This is a genomic window from Micromonospora sp. NPDC049089, from assembly GCF_040648775.1.
Taxonomy (GTDB): domain Bacteria; phylum Actinomycetota; class Actinomycetes; order Mycobacteriales; family Micromonosporaceae; genus Micromonospora.
This window is the reverse complement of record NZ_JBEZEH010000186.1, coordinates 1-14,438: the sequence shown is the minus strand read 5'-3', so window position 1 is coordinate 14,438 and position 14,438 is coordinate 1. Positions and strand designations below refer to the sequence as shown.

Here is a 14,438-nt window from a genome sequence, read left to right as displayed (position 1 = left end):
GGACCCTCGGGGGCGTCCACCGGCCCGGCCGGCAGGTCGACGGACGGCTGCGGAGTAGGGACGGCGGGCTGACCGCCGACGGGCGGGGTGTCGGTCACCAGGTCTCCCCAGGGGTGGAAACGGTGGGCAGGGCGGCCGATGGAACGGTCAGCGGCGGCGGTTGGACAGCCGGGCCGCCAACCCCTTCAGCTTCTGCTGGTTGCCCGGCTTGGCCATCTCCCGACGGCCTCGCTCGACCAACTGCTGCCCCTTCGGCGATCTCAGGAACGTGGTGATCCGCTGCATCAGTGACATGGCGTCCTCCTGTCGATGGTCCCGTAGTCATGTGTACCCCGAACCTGCAACACATGTACCCGGGATCCGACAGCCTCAACCCTGACCGTCCATAGTGGGCGGTAGGTTACCGCCCCGCCGGCGCGATGGCGTCAACGACCCGGGTGGCCCGCCACTCGTGCTGCTGGTAGTGCTCGGGGTACGCGGAGACCTGCACCGCCTGGGCGGCGTCGGTGAGCCGCATCCGCTGCCAGCCGGGCACCTGCTCCAGCGCGCTGAGGAACTGCCGGGTGGCGAACTCGGGGTCCATCAGCTGCCCCACCGGGCCCCAGCCGCTGCTGGAACGCTGCTGGAACAACCCGACCGAGTCGTGGTCCCAGCCGACGCCCTGGTGCGGATAGTCCTGCGACTCGGGCAGCACGCCACTGGCCACGTTGTAGAGGTTGCTCTCCTGCATGGCGGTGGCCACCGCGATCACCAGACCCCGGCGCGGCACCCCCATCTTGCGGCCGGTACGGACGATCGCCTCGGCGTTCTCCATCTGGTCCTCGTCCAGCCCGGCGACGGGCGCCGGGTCGGTCGGGCGAACCGGGGCGACCTTGCGGGCCGGCGCGCTGGTGTCCGGATCGGCGGGGCTCGCCGCGGCGGACTGGGCGGCGGCGGAGGCGCTCGGGACGACCGTGCGGTCGAGGGAACGGGAGGCGCGCTGCTGCTCGGCGCGCTGCGCCAGCTCGGAGCTGGAGAGCGATCCACTCCGCGTCGCCGCGTCGGCGTCCTCGTTACGAACCTGGACGACGGCGGTCAGACCGAGGCAGCACACCACACCGGTGGCGAGCGCCAGCTGTGCCCGGCGTCGACCGGTCAGGTCCCGGGCGTACGCCCGAAGCCGGGTCGCGGCGGTTGTCCGTTCGGTTGAGGTGCCATCCTCCGTATCGGCAGTGGGGCTGCTCGGGGCGTACGGGTCGTCGAGGGTGCCGTCGTCACGCATCAACCGAGGCTAGGCAGGTGGAAACCCCGATCACGCACGGTGATCACGTGGCGCTCGACACAGATCGGAGCCGTACTGGTGGACGACCCGGGCGGGGTGACCCGCCCGGGGAACGGACCTCGCGTACCGGATGAAGCTGGCGCCGCACGCGGACCCGCACGGGCCAGGACGGAAGCGAACATTCCACCCCTGAGCCCAACATGATCGACAAACTCGGTCTTTGGGCCGAACCGCCCCTCGGCCGATCGGCCACGAGGCTCGGCCTGGTGGCGTAAACAGACGATTAGTCCGGTCACGCCCACCACCCGGCCAACGGATCGCCCGACGAAGGAATGCGCCAGGATGGCGGGTACGTTGCCCGAACGGGTGCCCTCCGTCGCGACGGCACCCCGCAGGCACATTTCAGGGAGGTCCGCACCGGTGCTCGACCCACACGAGCTCTACCAGCTCACCGATGATCTGCCCGACCTCGGGCAGCCGGTCCTGATCCAGGCCCTCACCGGGTTCGTGGACGCCGGAAACGCCAGCCGACTGGCGCGTGAGCAGCTGCTCACCTCGCTGGAGGGTCGGCCGATCGCCACGTTCGACGTCGACCAGCTCTTCGACTACCGGTCGCGACGACCGGTGATGACCTTCGTCGAGGACCACTGGGAGAGCGTCGACGCGCCCAAGCTGGAGCTGCACCTGCTGCAGGACGACGACGAGACCCCGTTCCTGCTGCTCACCGGCCCCGAACCGGACCTCCAGTGGGAGCGTTTCGTGGCCGCCGTGGCCGGGCTCGCCACCCGGCTGGACGTCCGGCTCACAGTGGGGCTCAACTCGATCCCGATGGCGGTCCCGCACACCCGGCCGACCGGGGTGACAGCGCACGCCACCCGCCCCGAGCTGATCGCCGGCTACGAGCCGTGGTTGCAACGCGTCCAGGTGCCCGGCAGCGTCGGTCACCTGCTGGAGTTCCGCCTCGGCGAACAGGGCCGCGACGCGCTGGGCTTCGCCGCCCACGTGCCGCACTACGTGGCGCAGACCGAATACCCGGCAGCCGCCGAGGTGCTGCTCACCTCCGTGTCGCGCAGCACCGGGCTGCTGCTGCCCGGCGACGGGCTGCGCTCGGCCGCCGAGGTGGTCCGGGTGGAGATCGACAGGCAGGTGGCGCAGACCGAGGACGCCGCGGCCCTGGTCCAGGCCCTGGAGGAGCAGTACGACGCGTTCGCCCGAGGTCGGGGCGAGAAGAGCCTGCTCGCCCCTGATGCCGGCCCACTGCCCACCGCCGACGAACTCGGCGCCGAACTGGAACGGTTCCTGGCCGAACAGACCCGTCCCGGCGACACCCCGGCCGGCTGACCCGGCGTCGCGGCGGCGAATGCGGCAGGCTGGGGGCATGCGCCTGGCGACCTGGAACGTCAACTCGGTGAAGGCCCGCCTACCCCGGCTGCTGGAGTGGCTGGCCGACACCGGGCCGGACGTCGTCTGCCTTCAGGAGACGAAGTGCCCCGACGGCGCCTTCCCGGTTGCCGAGGTCGGCGCGCTGGGCTACACCGTGGCCAGCCACAGCGACGGCCGGTGGAACGGGGTGGCCATCCTGTCCCGGGTCGGGCTGGACGACGTCCGGGTCGGGTTCGCCGACGAGCCCGGCTTCCCCGAGCCCGAGGCCCGGGCCATCTCGGCCACCTGCGACGGGGTGCGGGTCTGGTCGGTGTACGTGCCCAACGGCCGGACGCCGGAAGACCCGCACTACGCGTACAAGTTGGCCTGGTTCGCGGCGCTACGCGACGCGCTGGACGCCGAGCTGGCCGGCGGTCTGCCGCTGGCGGTCTGCGGCGACTTCAACGTCGCCCCGACCGACGCCGACGTCTGGGACCCGGCGGTCTTCACCCACTCCACGCACGTCACCCCGGCCGAGCGGGCAGCCCTCGCGGCGCTGCGCGACCTGGGCCTCAGCGACGTCGTGCCCACCCCGATGAAGGGCCCGCACCCCTACACCTACTGGGACTACCGGGCCGGCATGTTCCACCAGAACAAGGGCATGAGAATCGACCTGGTGTACGCGTCCGCGCCGTTCGCCCGAGCGGTCCGCACCGCGTACGTGGACCGGGAGGCCCGCAAGGGCAAGGGACCCTCCGACCACGCGCCGATCGTGGTCGACGCTGATCTGGTGCCCGCGGTCGAGACGTTCTGAGTTTGGCTAGGGTGGGCAGATGGCAGTCGTGAAGATCAACGCAATCGACGTCCCGCCCGGTGGCGGCGCGGAGTTGGAGAAGCGGTTCGCCGCGCGGGCCGGAGCTGTGGAGAACTCCCCCGGCTTCCTCGGCTTCGAACTCCTCCGCCCGGTGGCCGGCGAGACCCGCTACTTCGTCTACACGAAGTGGGAGAGCGAAGAAGCGTTCCAGGCGTGGGCCGCCGGCCCGTCGCGCGCCGCCCACGCCGCCGCCCCCGGCGACAAGCCCCGTCCCCCGGTCTCCACCGGTGCCAGCCTGCTGGAGTTCGAGGTGGCGCTGCACGTCCCCCAGCCCTGAGCGACTGCCACGTCTCACGGAATGAGGAGGGCCTTGCCCGAGATCGAGCGCGCCTCCATCGCGCGGTGAGCCTCAGCCGCGCAAGACAGTGGGTACTCGCGTGCGATCACCGGGCGTATCCGCCCCTGCGCCGCCTCGGTCAGGGCCCTGCCCGCGAGCCGCACCATCTCCGGCGCCTCGAACTGAACGTCCGCGATGCCGTGTACGTCGATGCCGCGCGCCTGCGCACTTTCCAGGTCCACCGTGGCGAACTCGCCACTCGCCGCCCCATGGGCCGAAACCCGCCCGCCGTCGGCCACCAGATGGAAGGCGTCGCTGCCGAGTTTTCCCCCGACACCGTCCAGCAGCACATCGACGGACAGACCGCCAAGGGCTTCGCGTACCGCGTCGGTCCATCCGTCACCCGCGTAGTCGACGACAGCGTCGGCGCCGAGCCGTCGTACCAGTGTGAGCTTGTCCGCGCCACGGGCCGCTCCCACGACCTGCGCGCCGAGACGGTGGGCGAGCTGGACAAGCAGCGTTCCCATGCCGCCCGCGGCCCCCAGGATCAGGACCCGGTCGCCCGGCTTGACGCCGACACTGTCGATGATGCCCATGGCGGTCACGCCGTCGTGTGCGAGAGCAGCCGCTTCCCGCAGGCTCAGTCCGTCGGGGACCGGCACCAGCCGGTCGACGCCCGCCCGAACCAGTTCAGCGTATGAACCCCGCGTCCCGGCACCCGCAACGACCTGGCGGCCAAGCCAGGACGCAGAGACGCCCGGACCGGCGGAGACCACAGTTCCCGCCGCTGCGCCGCCCGGTGTGTACGGCGGGGTGACACCGAACATCTCACCCCAGCCACCGCGGATCTGAGTCTCAAGGTAGATCGTGTCCACGGCCTCGGCCCGAACGATGACCTCCCCCTCCCTGGCTTGCGGATCGGGCAGGTCCACCAGGTTCAGAACCTCTGGACCCCCGTACTCAGAAACCTGGATCGCCCGCACGCGTGTCTCCGATCAGCCGCGGTCCAGTGCTTCGGATCCGCTTCCATACCTCGTGTCAGCGACGCTAGGACCTGAATGCTGGTTGAGGTCAAGCCGCACCGGACCGGCTGTCGCCGTTGATAGCGTCGAGGCAGACCGAGCGGTAGTCGGCCACCAGTCGCCCTGCCAGCCATTCCACGCCGTTCGTTCAGGGCGCATCCCAAGGCGCGGGGGATCCTGGTCATGTTCGACGGGTTCGAAGAGTTCGACATCGACACGCCCGGCGCGAGGATCCACGGCGCCGGGGCGGAAGCGGGCCGCCCGTTCTGCTGCTGCACGGCATTCCCGAGACGCACCTCATGTGGCACCAGGTCGCGCCACGGCTCGCCGAGCCCTGATCTGTGTGCGCCGCCGTCGGCTTGATCCACTCGGGTTCAGCGAAACCGGGGTGTCTGGGTCGGTCCGACACCCCGACTTCAATGATCCCGAGTCGATCAAGCGGCAGCGGCAGCTTCCACGAGCAGGTGGCCGCTCAGGCGGGCGGCACGGCGGGGCCTACGGGCGTGCGGCCCTGGCCGGCCTGGCCGGGGCGTCTCAGGGCTTGCGGGAGGACTGGAGGGTGGCGAAGGCGATCACGTTGTCGGCGTAGCCGGTGCGTCCACCGATGAACTGGCCGCCGCAGGTGATCAACCGCAGCCCGGCGGGGCCGTCGTGGCCGTAGATGCGCTCGGCGGGCAACTGGTCCTTCGGGAAGTGCTCCACGGTGTCGACCTTGAAGATCACCGTCGACCGGTCCGCACGGGCGACCTCGACCAGGTCGCCCGGCTTGAGCTTGCCCAGGTCGTAGAAGACCGACGGGCCGCTCTTCGTGTCCACGTGCCCGACGATCACCGCAGGGCCAGGCTCACCGGGCGTGGGCCCCCGGTCGTACCAGCCGGTCTCGTTGTGCCGTTCCAACGGCGGTACGGCGATCGAGCCGTCCGGCGCCTGCCCAACGGGCGCCACCGGCGCGGTCACCTTGATCGCCGGCACCGAGAGGCGCACCGGGCGACTGGCCGACAGCCCGACCGACTCACTGCGGGCCGGTCGGTCACCGCCGGTCGGGGCCAGGTCGAACGGGCCGACCGAACGGCCCAGCCCCGCCCCGGTGGCGAAGACGCCGGCCAACACCAACACCACAGCCAACGGTATGGACCAGGGGCTGCGCCCGGACGGACGACTACGCCGGGGGGCGACGGCGGTCGGCGGACGCGCGGCCACCGACGGGCGCTCGGGGTCTGGCGGGCGCTGGGAATGCGGCGGGCGTTGAGGACCTGGCGGGCGGTCGGAGCCCGGCCAACCGTCGTCCAACCGCAGCCGGACGTCATCGGGTGGCGAGGCCGGGCGGCCGGCGAACGGCTGGCGGGCAGCGGCCGACGGCGAGGCGGGACGGCCAGGCGACGGCGGGCGTGAACCGGCTGGCGGTGGCGTGGGGCGGAAGATCGTCATGGCAGCCTCAGCGACGCACGGCGGCTCGGGGACGACGCAGCGCCATCACGGCGAGGACCAGCCCGCTGATGATCAGTGCCGCGCCGCCAGGCAGCAGCAGCTTGCCGGTGATCCCGCCGCTGCTCCCACCGAACCCGGTCGCCGGACCCCGGCTCGGCTGGACGGGGACCTTCTTGACCACCTGGAGCATTGTCGAGGCGGTCTCGCCGTCGCGGCACTCCAGCTTGACCCGGTAGTTGCCGGGGCGGGTGCGCTCGCGGACCATCGGCGCGGCGGTGAGCACCCCACGCTGGGGCTGCACGCCGACCGCCCCGAAGGCGTCGGAGACCACCGTGGCGCCCACCGAGTTGTCCCGACAACTGGCCCGGATGCCGACCAGGTATCCGGGCTGCACCGTGCTGGGGCTGACCTCGACGAAGATGTCCACCGCCGGAGTCGGTTGGGGAGCTCCGCCGGGCGGCCCTCCGGGCTGCGGCGCGGGCGCGACGGCAACCGCCCGCTCGGGCGCGGCGAGGGCGGGCGCGGCGGCGAGCAGGGGGCCGGCCAGCACGGTCACCAGCGACAGCGTCACGACGCCGTGGGTCACTGTCACGATGCCCCCTCTCGACGCCGTGCGGCCGTGTCGGGCAGCGGAGCACCCGACCTGCCGTACCAGTTGGATCCTCTCATTTCCGGTCGCACATCACATCCGATCTGCTGGCGGCGTCGCGTACGCTCGTTTCGCTGTGACCGCCATCGACCATGACCCCGCCGTCCCGCCCGCGAGCCGGACGATCCGCACGTTCCACCCCCGCCGGGGTCGGATGAGCGACCGGCAGACCGACGCGCTGAGCCGGCTCTGGCCCGCGTACGGCCTGGATGTGCCGGACGGACCTGTGCTGCCCGTCGACCTGGCCGACCTGTTCGGTCGCCGGGCGCCCGTGGTGCTGGAGATCGGCTCGGGCATGGGCGACACCACCGCTGCGATGGCTGCCGCCGACCCGGATCGAGATTATCTGGCGGTCGAGGTGCACACGCCCGGAATCGCCAACCTGCTGCACCTGGTGGAGCGCGGTGGCCTGCGCAACGTACGGGTGGCGGAGGGCGACGCGTTGTCCCTGGTCAACGGCTTGCCCGAGGGTGTGTTGGACGCCGTGCACGTCTTCTTCCCGGACCCGTGGCCGAAGTCCCGCCACCACAAGCGGCGGATCATCCAGCCGACGCACGTGGCGCTGCTGCGGTCCCGGCTGCGCCCCGGCGGGATGCTGCACTGCGCGACCGACTGGGCCGAGTACGCCGAGGCGATGCGGGTGACCCTCGACGCGGACCCGGAGCTGATCGACGCGTACGGCGGCTTCGCGCCACGGCCGGCGCACCGACCGGTGACGAAGTTCGAACGTCGGGCGATCACTGCCGGTCGGCCGGTCGCCGACCTGTTGTACCGCCGACGGTGACCGACGAAACGCCCGAACCGGAACGCGGCGGGGCGTTCGGGATGCCCGGACGGGGGTCCGGTGCGGACCGGGTTGGCGTACCGGGGCATGATCCAGGCACCATGGACAGGCTATGACGCTCACCGCCGCGCTGCCGACAAGCGCCGACCCCGACACCCTCTTCGACGCGTTCGCCGGCTGGGCGAAGGAGCGCGGCCTCGACCTCTACCCCCATCAGGAAGAGGCGGTCATCGAGATCGTCTCCGGCGCCAACCTGATCATGAACACACCCACCGGCTCGGGTAAGAGCCTGGTGGCGATCGCCGCGCACTTCGCGGCCCTCGCTGACAGCCGGACGACCTTCTACACCGCGCCGATCAAGGCGTTGGTGTCGGAGAAGTTCTTCGCGCTCTGCGAGGTCTTCGGCGCCGAGAACGTCGGCATGCTCACCGGCGACGCCAGTGTCAACGCCGACGCCCCGATCATCTGCTGCACCGCGGAGATCCTGGCGAACCTGGCGCTGCGCGAGGGCACCAAGGCCGACGTCGGCCAGGTGATCATGGATGAGTTCCACTTCTACGCCGAGCCCGACCGAGGCTGGGCGTGGCAGGTGCCGATCATCGAGCTGCCGCAGGCCCAGTTCATCCTGATGTCCGCCACGCTCGGAGACACCACCCGCTTCGTCGACGACCTGACCCGGCGCACCGGGCGACCCACCGCCGTCGTGCGCACGGCGGAGCGGCCGGTCCCGCTCATCTTCTCGTACGCGATGACGCCGCTGCACGAGACGCTCGAGGAGCTGCTGGAGACCAAGCAGGCCCCGGTGTACGTCGTGCACTTCACCCAGGCGGCCGCGCTGGAACGCGCCCAGGCGCTGACCAGCGTCAACGTCTGCACCCGCGCCGAGAAGGACATGATCGCGGAGGCGATCGGTGGTTTCCGGTTCACCGCCGGCTTCGGCAAGACGCTGTCCCGCCTGGTCCGGCACGGCATCGGCGTGCACCACGCCGGCATGCTGCCCAAGTACCGCCGCCTGGTGGAGACCCTCGCCCAGGCCGGCCTGTTGAAGGTCATCTGCGGCACCGACACCCTCGGCGTCGGCATCAACGTGCCGATCCGCACCGTGCTGTTCACCGGCCTGTCCAAGTACGACGGGGTCCGTACCCGGCTGTTGAAGAACCGGGAGTTCCACCAGATCGCCGGGCGGGCCGGCCGGGCCGGCTACGACACCATCGGCCGGGTCGTCGTGCAGGCCCCCGAGCACGTCATCGACAACGAGAAGGCCCTCGCCAAGGCCGGCGACGACCCGAAGAAGCGACGCAAGGTGGTCCGCAAGAAGCCGCCGGAGGGCTCGATCGGCTGGGGCCAGCCCACCTTCGACCGGCTCGTCGACGCCGAGCCGGAGCCGCTGACCTCCAGCTTCCAGGTCAGCCACTCGATGCTGCTCAACGTCATCGGCCGGCCCGGGGACGCGTTCACCGCGATGCGGCACCTGCTCACCGACAACCACGAGGAGCCCGCCGCGCAGCGCCGGCACATCCGCCGCGCCATCGCCATCTACCGGGCTCTGCGGGCCGGCGGTGTCGTCGAGGAGCTGCCCGAGCCGGACGAGACCGGCCGGCGGATCCGGCTCACCGTCGACCTTCAGCTCGACTTCGCTCTCAACCAGCCGCTCTCCCCCCTCGCGCTGGCCACCATCGAGCTGCTCGACGCCGAGTCCCCGTCGTACGCGCTCGACGTGCTGAGCGTCGTCGAGTCGATCCTCGACGACCCGCGGCAGATCCTCTCCGCGCAGCAGTTCAAGGCGCGCGGCGAGGCGGTCGCCGCCATGAAGGCCGAGGGCATCGAGTACGAGGCGCGCCTCGAACTGCTCGACGAGGTGACCCACCCGAAGCCCCTGGCCGAGCTGCTGGAGGCCGCGTACGAGATGTACCGGCAAGGGCACCCCTGGGTGGCCGACCACCAGCTCTCCCCCAAGGCCGTCGTCCGCGACATGTACGAGCGGGCCATGACCTTCACCGAGTACGTGCAGTTCTACGGGCTGACCCGCTCAGAAGGTCTCGTCCTGCGCTATCTGGCCGACGCGTACAAGACGCTGCGCCAGACAGTGCCCGAGGACGCCAAGACCGAGGAGTTGATCGACCTCATCGAGTGGTTGGGCGAGCTGGTCCGCCAGGTCGACTCCAGCCTCATCGACGAGTGGGAACGGCTGCGCAACCCGTCCGACGTTGCCGAGGTCGCTCAGGCGCACGCCGCCCTGACCGATCGGCCACCGGCGGTGACCCGCAACGCGCGGGCGTTCCGGGTGCTGGTGCGCAACGCGCTGTTCCGGCGCGTCGAGTTGGCCGCGCTACGCCGCTGGGACCTGCTCGCCGAGTTGGACGCCGAGGACGGCTGGGACTACGACGCGTGGGCCGACGCCCTGGCGCCGTACTTCGAGTCGTACGACTCGATCGGGGTCGGTCCGGACGCCCGCGGTCCGGCGCTGCTCATGATCGACCAGGGCCGGGAGCGGTGGACCGTACGGCAGATCTTCGACGACCCGGACGGCGACCACGACTGGGGCATCAGCGCCGAGATCGACCTGGTGGCCTCGGACGAGGTCGGCGCGGCGGTCGTCCGGATCACCGACGTCGGCCAGCTCTGAGGTGTCGATCGGCGCGGTGCCGACCGGCGGCGCCCGACCGAGGGCCCAACAGGGCCGGGGTACGCCGGGCGGCCACGTCCTCGATCCAGCCGAACAGCAGTACCGCCCCGGCGGCCAGTAGGCACACCCCGGTCAGTCGCAGCGCGATCGAGGCCACCGAGTTGTACGGGAGCACCGGCGCGAGCAGCAGGAACATCCCGAGGCTGGCCGGGATGTGCCACAGGTAGATGGTGACCGCCCGGGCGCTGACCACCCGGAGCACGGCACCCAGCGGCACCCGGCCGACCAGCCGGGGCTGCACTCTGAGCAGCACGGCGACGAGCGCCATCGACCACAGTGTGGTGCCACCCGCGATGTGGTTGAGGTCGACGGCCCGGCCGGTCACCATGGCGGCCACCACCCAGGTGCCGCCCACCCCGGCGAGGCCGGCCACGAGGCAGCCGTACCAGCGCCACGGGACGCGGTGCAGCAGCCGATCGTGGTGGGCGAAGCCCAGCAGCCAGCAGGACAGGTAGGCGGCGACGAAGTAGCCGGCGTGCACACCGCCGAGATGCATCCCGACCGGCAGCGCGGTGGCGACGGCGATGCTGGGCCACGGCCAGCGCCGGAACAGCCACAACAGCCCCGGCGAGAGCAGCACCAACCACAGATAGGTGACGACGTACCAGAGCCCGATGTGGAACACCCAGGCCCAGGACTGTCCGCCCACCGGTGGCACCCGCAGGGGTAGCACCCACCAGAGCAGTTCAGCCCAGCCGGCCACGCCACTGGGCAGCGGACGCCACCCGACGGAGAGCACCACCAGTGCGATCGCGCCGAACGCCCAGTACGGCAGCAGCAGCCGGCGCAGCCGCCGGAGTACGGCCGGCGGACCGTGCCGGTCGAGTGACGCCGCCATCAACGAACCAGCGATGCCGAACATCAGACCCATCGCCGGCACCAGCAGGCTCAACCAGATCCAACCGGTGACGTGGAAGATCACGACGCGGACCAGGGCGAGCGTCCGCAGCAGGTCCAGGTAGCGGTTTCGGCCATCTGCGGGGTCGGCGGACTGGACGGCGCGCGCCGCCTTACTCCTACCAGGGATGACGACCCTGGACGCCTCACCGATGACCACAACGCACAATAACGCCACAACTAGGACAAAGTTCGTGGCATCGCGAACGCGAGTAGCGGGAGCGGCCGCCGCCGGCGGGCTGTCCCTCCGATCAGCCAGTTTCCCCCGACAGACAGCCCACCGGACGTGGATCCCGAGGGAATCACCATGCGCGCGGATATTGGATTGGCCGCTGAGGACGGCGTTCTATCGAAGGACGAGAAGGTCGAGTGCGTCGATGACTGGGCCGGACTCGGTTTGAGCGGCGAGGTGGAGTCGAGCCAGACCGGCGGCGTACTCGTTGTTGGTGATCAGCTGTAGGGGCGTGTGTGCTTCCCGGCGCATGCTGGCCGCGACGTCACGAAGCGACGGTGCCGTGGTCTGCGGGACCTGCTCGAGTGAGATCGTCGCGAAGCCAGCGGCGGCGAAAGCCGCCTCGACGTCGTGCACGCTGGGGTAGGTGTTCAACACGCGGATGGCCTCGGGAAAGAAGCGGAACAGCGTGATTGCGTGGTGGCGCCCAGCGAAGGCGGAGCGGATCAGCACCTGCCCGCCGGGACGCAGCACGCGGCGCAGCTCACGTGCGGCAGCGGTCAGGTCTGGCACGTGGTGGATGACGGTGGACAGCCAGGCCGCGTCGACACTTCCGGCCGCCAGCGGGACGTTGGCAGCGTCTCCGGCCAGGACCTGAGGGTGTAGGCAGCGGGCTCGCATGGCCTCGGCCGGCTCGACGGCGACAACGTCGATGCCGTCGTACCAGTCGGTGAAGGTCTGCGCCCACGCGCCGGTGCCCGCGCCGAGGTCGAGCAGGCGGGTGCCGGGCTGAGGGTTGAGGTGGCGGGTCACCGCTTCACGCCATCCGGCGAGTGCCTGGTCGGACAAGTGACGGGTGGCCTCGAACGCTGCCGCGTCGTGGCTGTTGTAGGCGATGCGAGCCATGTCACTGACCCAACCGCTTCCGTACCGGCTGCGGCAAGGATGGATGCTGTGATTCACCTACGGCAATTCGCCTGGGCGGATTACGTCGGCATCACCGGGTCCGCCCGCCGTCCGGATGACTCGTGGCGCTCCGATCGACTGCCATCGACTGGGCGGCGATCCCCTCAACTTCGCTGGGCAATGTCAGACCTGTCGATTAGAATGTATGTACTAATCAAGATCCTGACCTGGGAGGACGCCCGTGACCGCGCCCGCCTCCACGCCCCTCACCCCCTACGCGACACTGCTCGGTTTCACCCGCTACGTCGACCGCACCGGCCCCACCAAGGCGACCTTCGTGGGCGGGCTGCGCAAGCAGCGCGCCAGCCGATCCGGCTTCAACCCGCACGGCCAGTTCGTCAAGGCACTCAAGGCCGACATCGCCTTCCACACCGGCGGCACCCACCTGGCCGGGGTGGCCGACATCGTCAAGCCACGATGGCGCCCGCTCTACCAGGCGCTCGTCCCCGGCGCCACGACCTGGCTTCGCTCCCTCGGCGAGCCGGCCGCCGTCGATCTCGCCCAGACCCGCGACGCCCTGGCCATGCTGGGTGACCTGCCCGTCAAGATCAACCCCCACTTCGGGGTACGCCACGCCGACGGCCGCGCCGAAGCGGTCCGCCTGCACTTCGACGAGGCCCCACCGAGTGAGGAATCGGTGCTCGCCACCCTGCACCTGATGGCCCGACACATGGACGCGGTGCTCCCGCACGCCGAGCCGGTCCTGGTCGACGTCCGCCGCGGCCTGGCCCACCGCATGCCCACCGACGCCAAGCCCGACCAGATCGAACGCTGGCTCTCCGGCGAAGCCGCCGCCTTCCGCGCCATCTGGTCCACCGCCGCCTGACCCACCCCCGACCTCCACGTCCCACCCCCGACCTCTACCTCCCACCCACGCACCCCACCCGCTCCCGCGACCCACGTCCGCCTGAGGCGCGACGCGCGCTCCGTGCGCCAGCCCGGCAAGATCGCGCTCGATCCAGGATGTAATGGCCTCCGCTCCTCGGGAGGCCACTACATCCATGTTCGAGCGCGATCATGGGGATAACGACGCGCATCGGCGCCGGTGTGTTGACTGTGGTTATCCACAGGGGCAGCGTGACGCGAAGAGGTTCGGCCAGTCTGAGGCCCATGCCGAAAGCTCCTCGTCGGCCGCCGCAGTTGCGGGGCCGGGTCTTCCGTGGCTCGACCGCCGTCTCGCGAGGCCTCCTGACCCGCAACGAGCTACGCAGCTCGGCGTGGCGACCGCTCTTCCGCGACGTCTACGCCGATGCCCAGATCGCAGTCACCCACACGATCAGATGCACCGCCATCGGACGTTGGCTGGTCCCGCCCGGTGCGGCCATCGCAGGGCGCGCTGCGGCCGGCCTTTACGGATGCGCGAAATCGAGCGCGAGCGAGCCGGTCGACGTCCTCGTTCCCACCGCCACCCGGATCGGCCCGACCGCCGGCATCCGGGTCCACCACGGAGAGATCGACTCCGGCGACACCGTGGACCGGGCCGGGGTCACGGTGACCAGCCCAGCGCGTACCTGCTGGGACCTGGCCCGTTGGCTCGATGTGATCGAGGCGGTGGTCGTCATCGACGCCATGCTGGCCAACCGGCTGACGACCACGCCAGCCCTGCGCGAGTACGCGCTGAGCCGGGCCGGTCGACGCGGCTGGCGATCGCTGCTACGCGCGGTCGACCTGGCCGACGCGGGCGCGGAGTCCCCTCAGGAGTCCCGCACCCGGGTCGGGCTGGTGCTCGCCGGCCTGCCGAGGCCGGAGACGCAGTGGGTCGTGGCCGAGCAGGGCCGATTCGTGGCCCGTCTGGACCTGGCCTGGCCGCAGTTCAAGGTCGCGGTGGAGTACGACGGACTCTGGCACGACGATCCTGAGCAGTTCCACCGGGACCGCCAACGCCTCAACCGACTGCTCGGCGGCGACTGGATCGTGCTGCACCTGACCGCCAAGCGCCTCCGAGACGACTTGACGGGTTCCTCGCCGAGGTCCGGGCCGCCCTACGGGCACGCTCGAACTCCCCCAGGTGACGATGATCGTGCTCGAGCATGGATGTAGTGGCCTCCCTAGATGGGGAG

Annotated in this window: 14 protein-coding genes; 7 read left to right on the top strand and 7 right to left on the bottom strand. The window is 70.8% G+C overall.

Features of this window, described 5'->3' with window-relative positions; all coding sequences use genetic code 11:
• Positions 1–147: 147 nt before the first annotated feature.
• Positions 148–294, bottom strand: a complete 147-nt coding sequence (locus tag AB0B48_RS26165) for a hypothetical protein (RefSeq protein ID WP_167457721.1) — start codon at positions 292–294, stop codon at positions 148–150.
• A gap of 106 nt (positions 295–400) precedes the next feature.
• A complete protein-coding gene (locus AB0B48_RS26160; protein WP_357206149.1) occupies positions 401–1,261 on the bottom strand; it encodes a peptidase M23 in 861 nt (286 codons plus the stop codon).
• Positions 1,262–1,681: 420 nt separating this feature from the next.
• On the opposite strand from AB0B48_RS26160, the gene AB0B48_RS26155 reads away from it, so the two are divergent.
• The 3 genes from AB0B48_RS26155 to AB0B48_RS26145 are packed head-to-tail and all read left to right on the top strand — an operon-like array spanning position 1,682 to position 3,774.
• The gene (locus tag AB0B48_RS26155) at positions 1,682–2,602 is read left to right on the top strand and encodes a PAC2 family protein (protein WP_357206147.1); all 921 of its coding nucleotides are present in this window, start codon (positions 1,682–1,684) and stop codon (positions 2,600–2,602) included.
• Between the two features lie 37 nt (positions 2,603–2,639).
• Positions 2,640–3,437, top strand: coding sequence for an exodeoxyribonuclease III (locus AB0B48_RS26150; protein ID WP_357206145.1), 798 nt, complete (start codon positions 2,640–2,642; stop codon positions 3,435–3,437).
• A gap of 19 nt (positions 3,438–3,456) precedes the next feature.
• Complete coding sequence (locus AB0B48_RS26145) at positions 3,457–3,774, top strand: antibiotic biosynthesis monooxygenase (protein WP_145784112.1); 318 nt, start codon at positions 3,457–3,459, stop codon at positions 3,772–3,774.
• A 14-nt stretch (positions 3,775–3,788) separates the two neighbouring features.
• Here the strand turns inward: AB0B48_RS26145 and AB0B48_RS26140 are convergent, their stop codons facing one another.
• The 3 genes from AB0B48_RS26140 to AB0B48_RS26130 form a co-directional block, all read right to left on the bottom strand.
• Complete coding sequence (locus AB0B48_RS26140) at positions 3,789–4,757, bottom strand: zinc-binding dehydrogenase (protein ID WP_357206143.1); 969 nt, start codon at positions 4,755–4,757, stop codon at positions 3,789–3,791.
• Positions 4,758–5,330: 573 nt separating this feature from the next.
• Positions 5,331–5,996: a class F sortase gene (locus tag AB0B48_RS26135; RefSeq protein ID WP_357206141.1), complete on the bottom strand. Its 666-nt coding sequence runs from the start codon at positions 5,994–5,996 to the stop codon at positions 5,331–5,333.
• 235 nt (positions 5,997–6,231) lie between these two features.
• On the bottom strand, positions 6,232–6,819 hold the full coding sequence (locus tag AB0B48_RS26130) for a hypothetical protein (RefSeq protein ID WP_357206153.1): 588 nt from the start codon (positions 6,817–6,819) through the stop codon (positions 6,232–6,234).
• 208 nt (positions 6,820–7,027) lie between these two features.
• Between AB0B48_RS26130 and trmB the strand changes: the two genes are divergently transcribed.
• Both trmB and AB0B48_RS26120 read left to right on the top strand, forming a co-directional pair.
• A complete protein-coding gene (gene trmB / locus AB0B48_RS26125; protein WP_357206151.1) occupies positions 7,028–7,657 on the top strand; it encodes a tRNA (guanosine(46)-N7)-methyltransferase TrmB in 630 nt (209 codons plus the stop codon).
• Positions 7,658–7,769: 112 nt separating this feature from the next.
• On the top strand, positions 7,770–10,283 hold the full coding sequence (locus tag AB0B48_RS26120; protein ID WP_357206139.1) for a DUF3516 domain-containing protein: 2,514 nt from the start codon (positions 7,770–7,772) through the stop codon (positions 10,281–10,283).
• Here the strand turns inward: AB0B48_RS26120 and AB0B48_RS26115 are convergent.
• Both AB0B48_RS26115 and AB0B48_RS26110 read right to left on the bottom strand, forming a co-directional pair.
• Positions 10,261–11,400 carry an acyltransferase gene (locus AB0B48_RS26115; protein ID WP_357206137.1) on the bottom strand — a complete coding sequence of 380 codons (1,140 nt, stop codon included), beginning with the start codon at positions 11,398–11,400 and terminating at the stop codon, positions 10,261–10,263. The two genes, AB0B48_RS26120 and AB0B48_RS26115, sit on opposite strands and share 23 nt — an antisense overlap.
• A gap of 186 nt (positions 11,401–11,586) precedes the next feature.
• Entirely contained in the window at positions 11,587–12,318 is a 732-nt protein-coding gene (locus AB0B48_RS26110) for a class I SAM-dependent methyltransferase (protein ID WP_357206135.1), read from the bottom strand.
• Positions 12,319–12,559: 241 nt separating this feature from the next.
• Here AB0B48_RS26110 and AB0B48_RS26105 point away from each other — a divergent pair, with 241 nt between their 5' ends.
• Together AB0B48_RS26105 and AB0B48_RS26100 are read left to right on the top strand one after the other, a co-directional pair.
• Positions 12,560–13,204 carry a hypothetical protein gene (locus AB0B48_RS26105; RefSeq protein WP_355007174.1) on the top strand — a complete coding sequence of 215 codons (645 nt, stop codon included), beginning with the start codon at positions 12,560–12,562 and terminating at the stop codon, positions 13,202–13,204.
• Positions 13,205–13,488: 284 nt separating this feature from the next.
• Complete coding sequence (locus AB0B48_RS26100) at positions 13,489–14,418, top strand: hypothetical protein (protein WP_357206132.1); 930 nt, start codon at positions 13,489–13,491, stop codon at positions 14,416–14,418.
• The last annotated feature ends 20 nt before the right edge of the window (positions 14,419–14,438 follow it).

Excerpts from the sequence above, each read along its gene's own strand:
- AB0B48_RS26165 (WP_167457721.1), bottom strand. The coding sequence starts at position 294 with ATGTCACTGATGCAGCGGATCACCACGTTCCTGAGATCGCCGAAGGGG.
- AB0B48_RS26160 (WP_357206149.1), bottom strand. The coding sequence starts at position 1,261 with ATGCGTGACGACGGCACCCTCGACGACCCGTACGCCCCGAGCAGCCCC.
- AB0B48_RS26150 (WP_357206145.1), top strand. The coding sequence starts at position 2,640 with ATGCGCCTGGCGACCTGGAACGTCAACTCGGTGAAGGCCCGCCTACCC.
- AB0B48_RS26145 (WP_145784112.1), top strand. The coding sequence starts at position 3,457 with ATGGCAGTCGTGAAGATCAACGCAATCGACGTCCCGCCCGGTGGCGGC.
- trmB (WP_357206151.1), top strand. The coding sequence starts at position 7,028 with ATGAGCGACCGGCAGACCGACGCGCTGAGCCGGCTCTGGCCCGCGTAC.
- AB0B48_RS26120 (WP_357206139.1), top strand. The coding sequence starts at position 7,770 with ATGACGCTCACCGCCGCGCTGCCGACAAGCGCCGACCCCGACACCCTC.
- AB0B48_RS26110 (WP_357206135.1), bottom strand. The coding sequence starts at position 12,318 with ATGGCTCGCATCGCCTACAACAGCCACGACGCGGCAGCGTTCGAGGCC.
- AB0B48_RS26100 (WP_357206132.1), top strand. The coding sequence starts at position 13,489 with ATGCCGAAAGCTCCTCGTCGGCCGCCGCAGTTGCGGGGCCGGGTCTTC.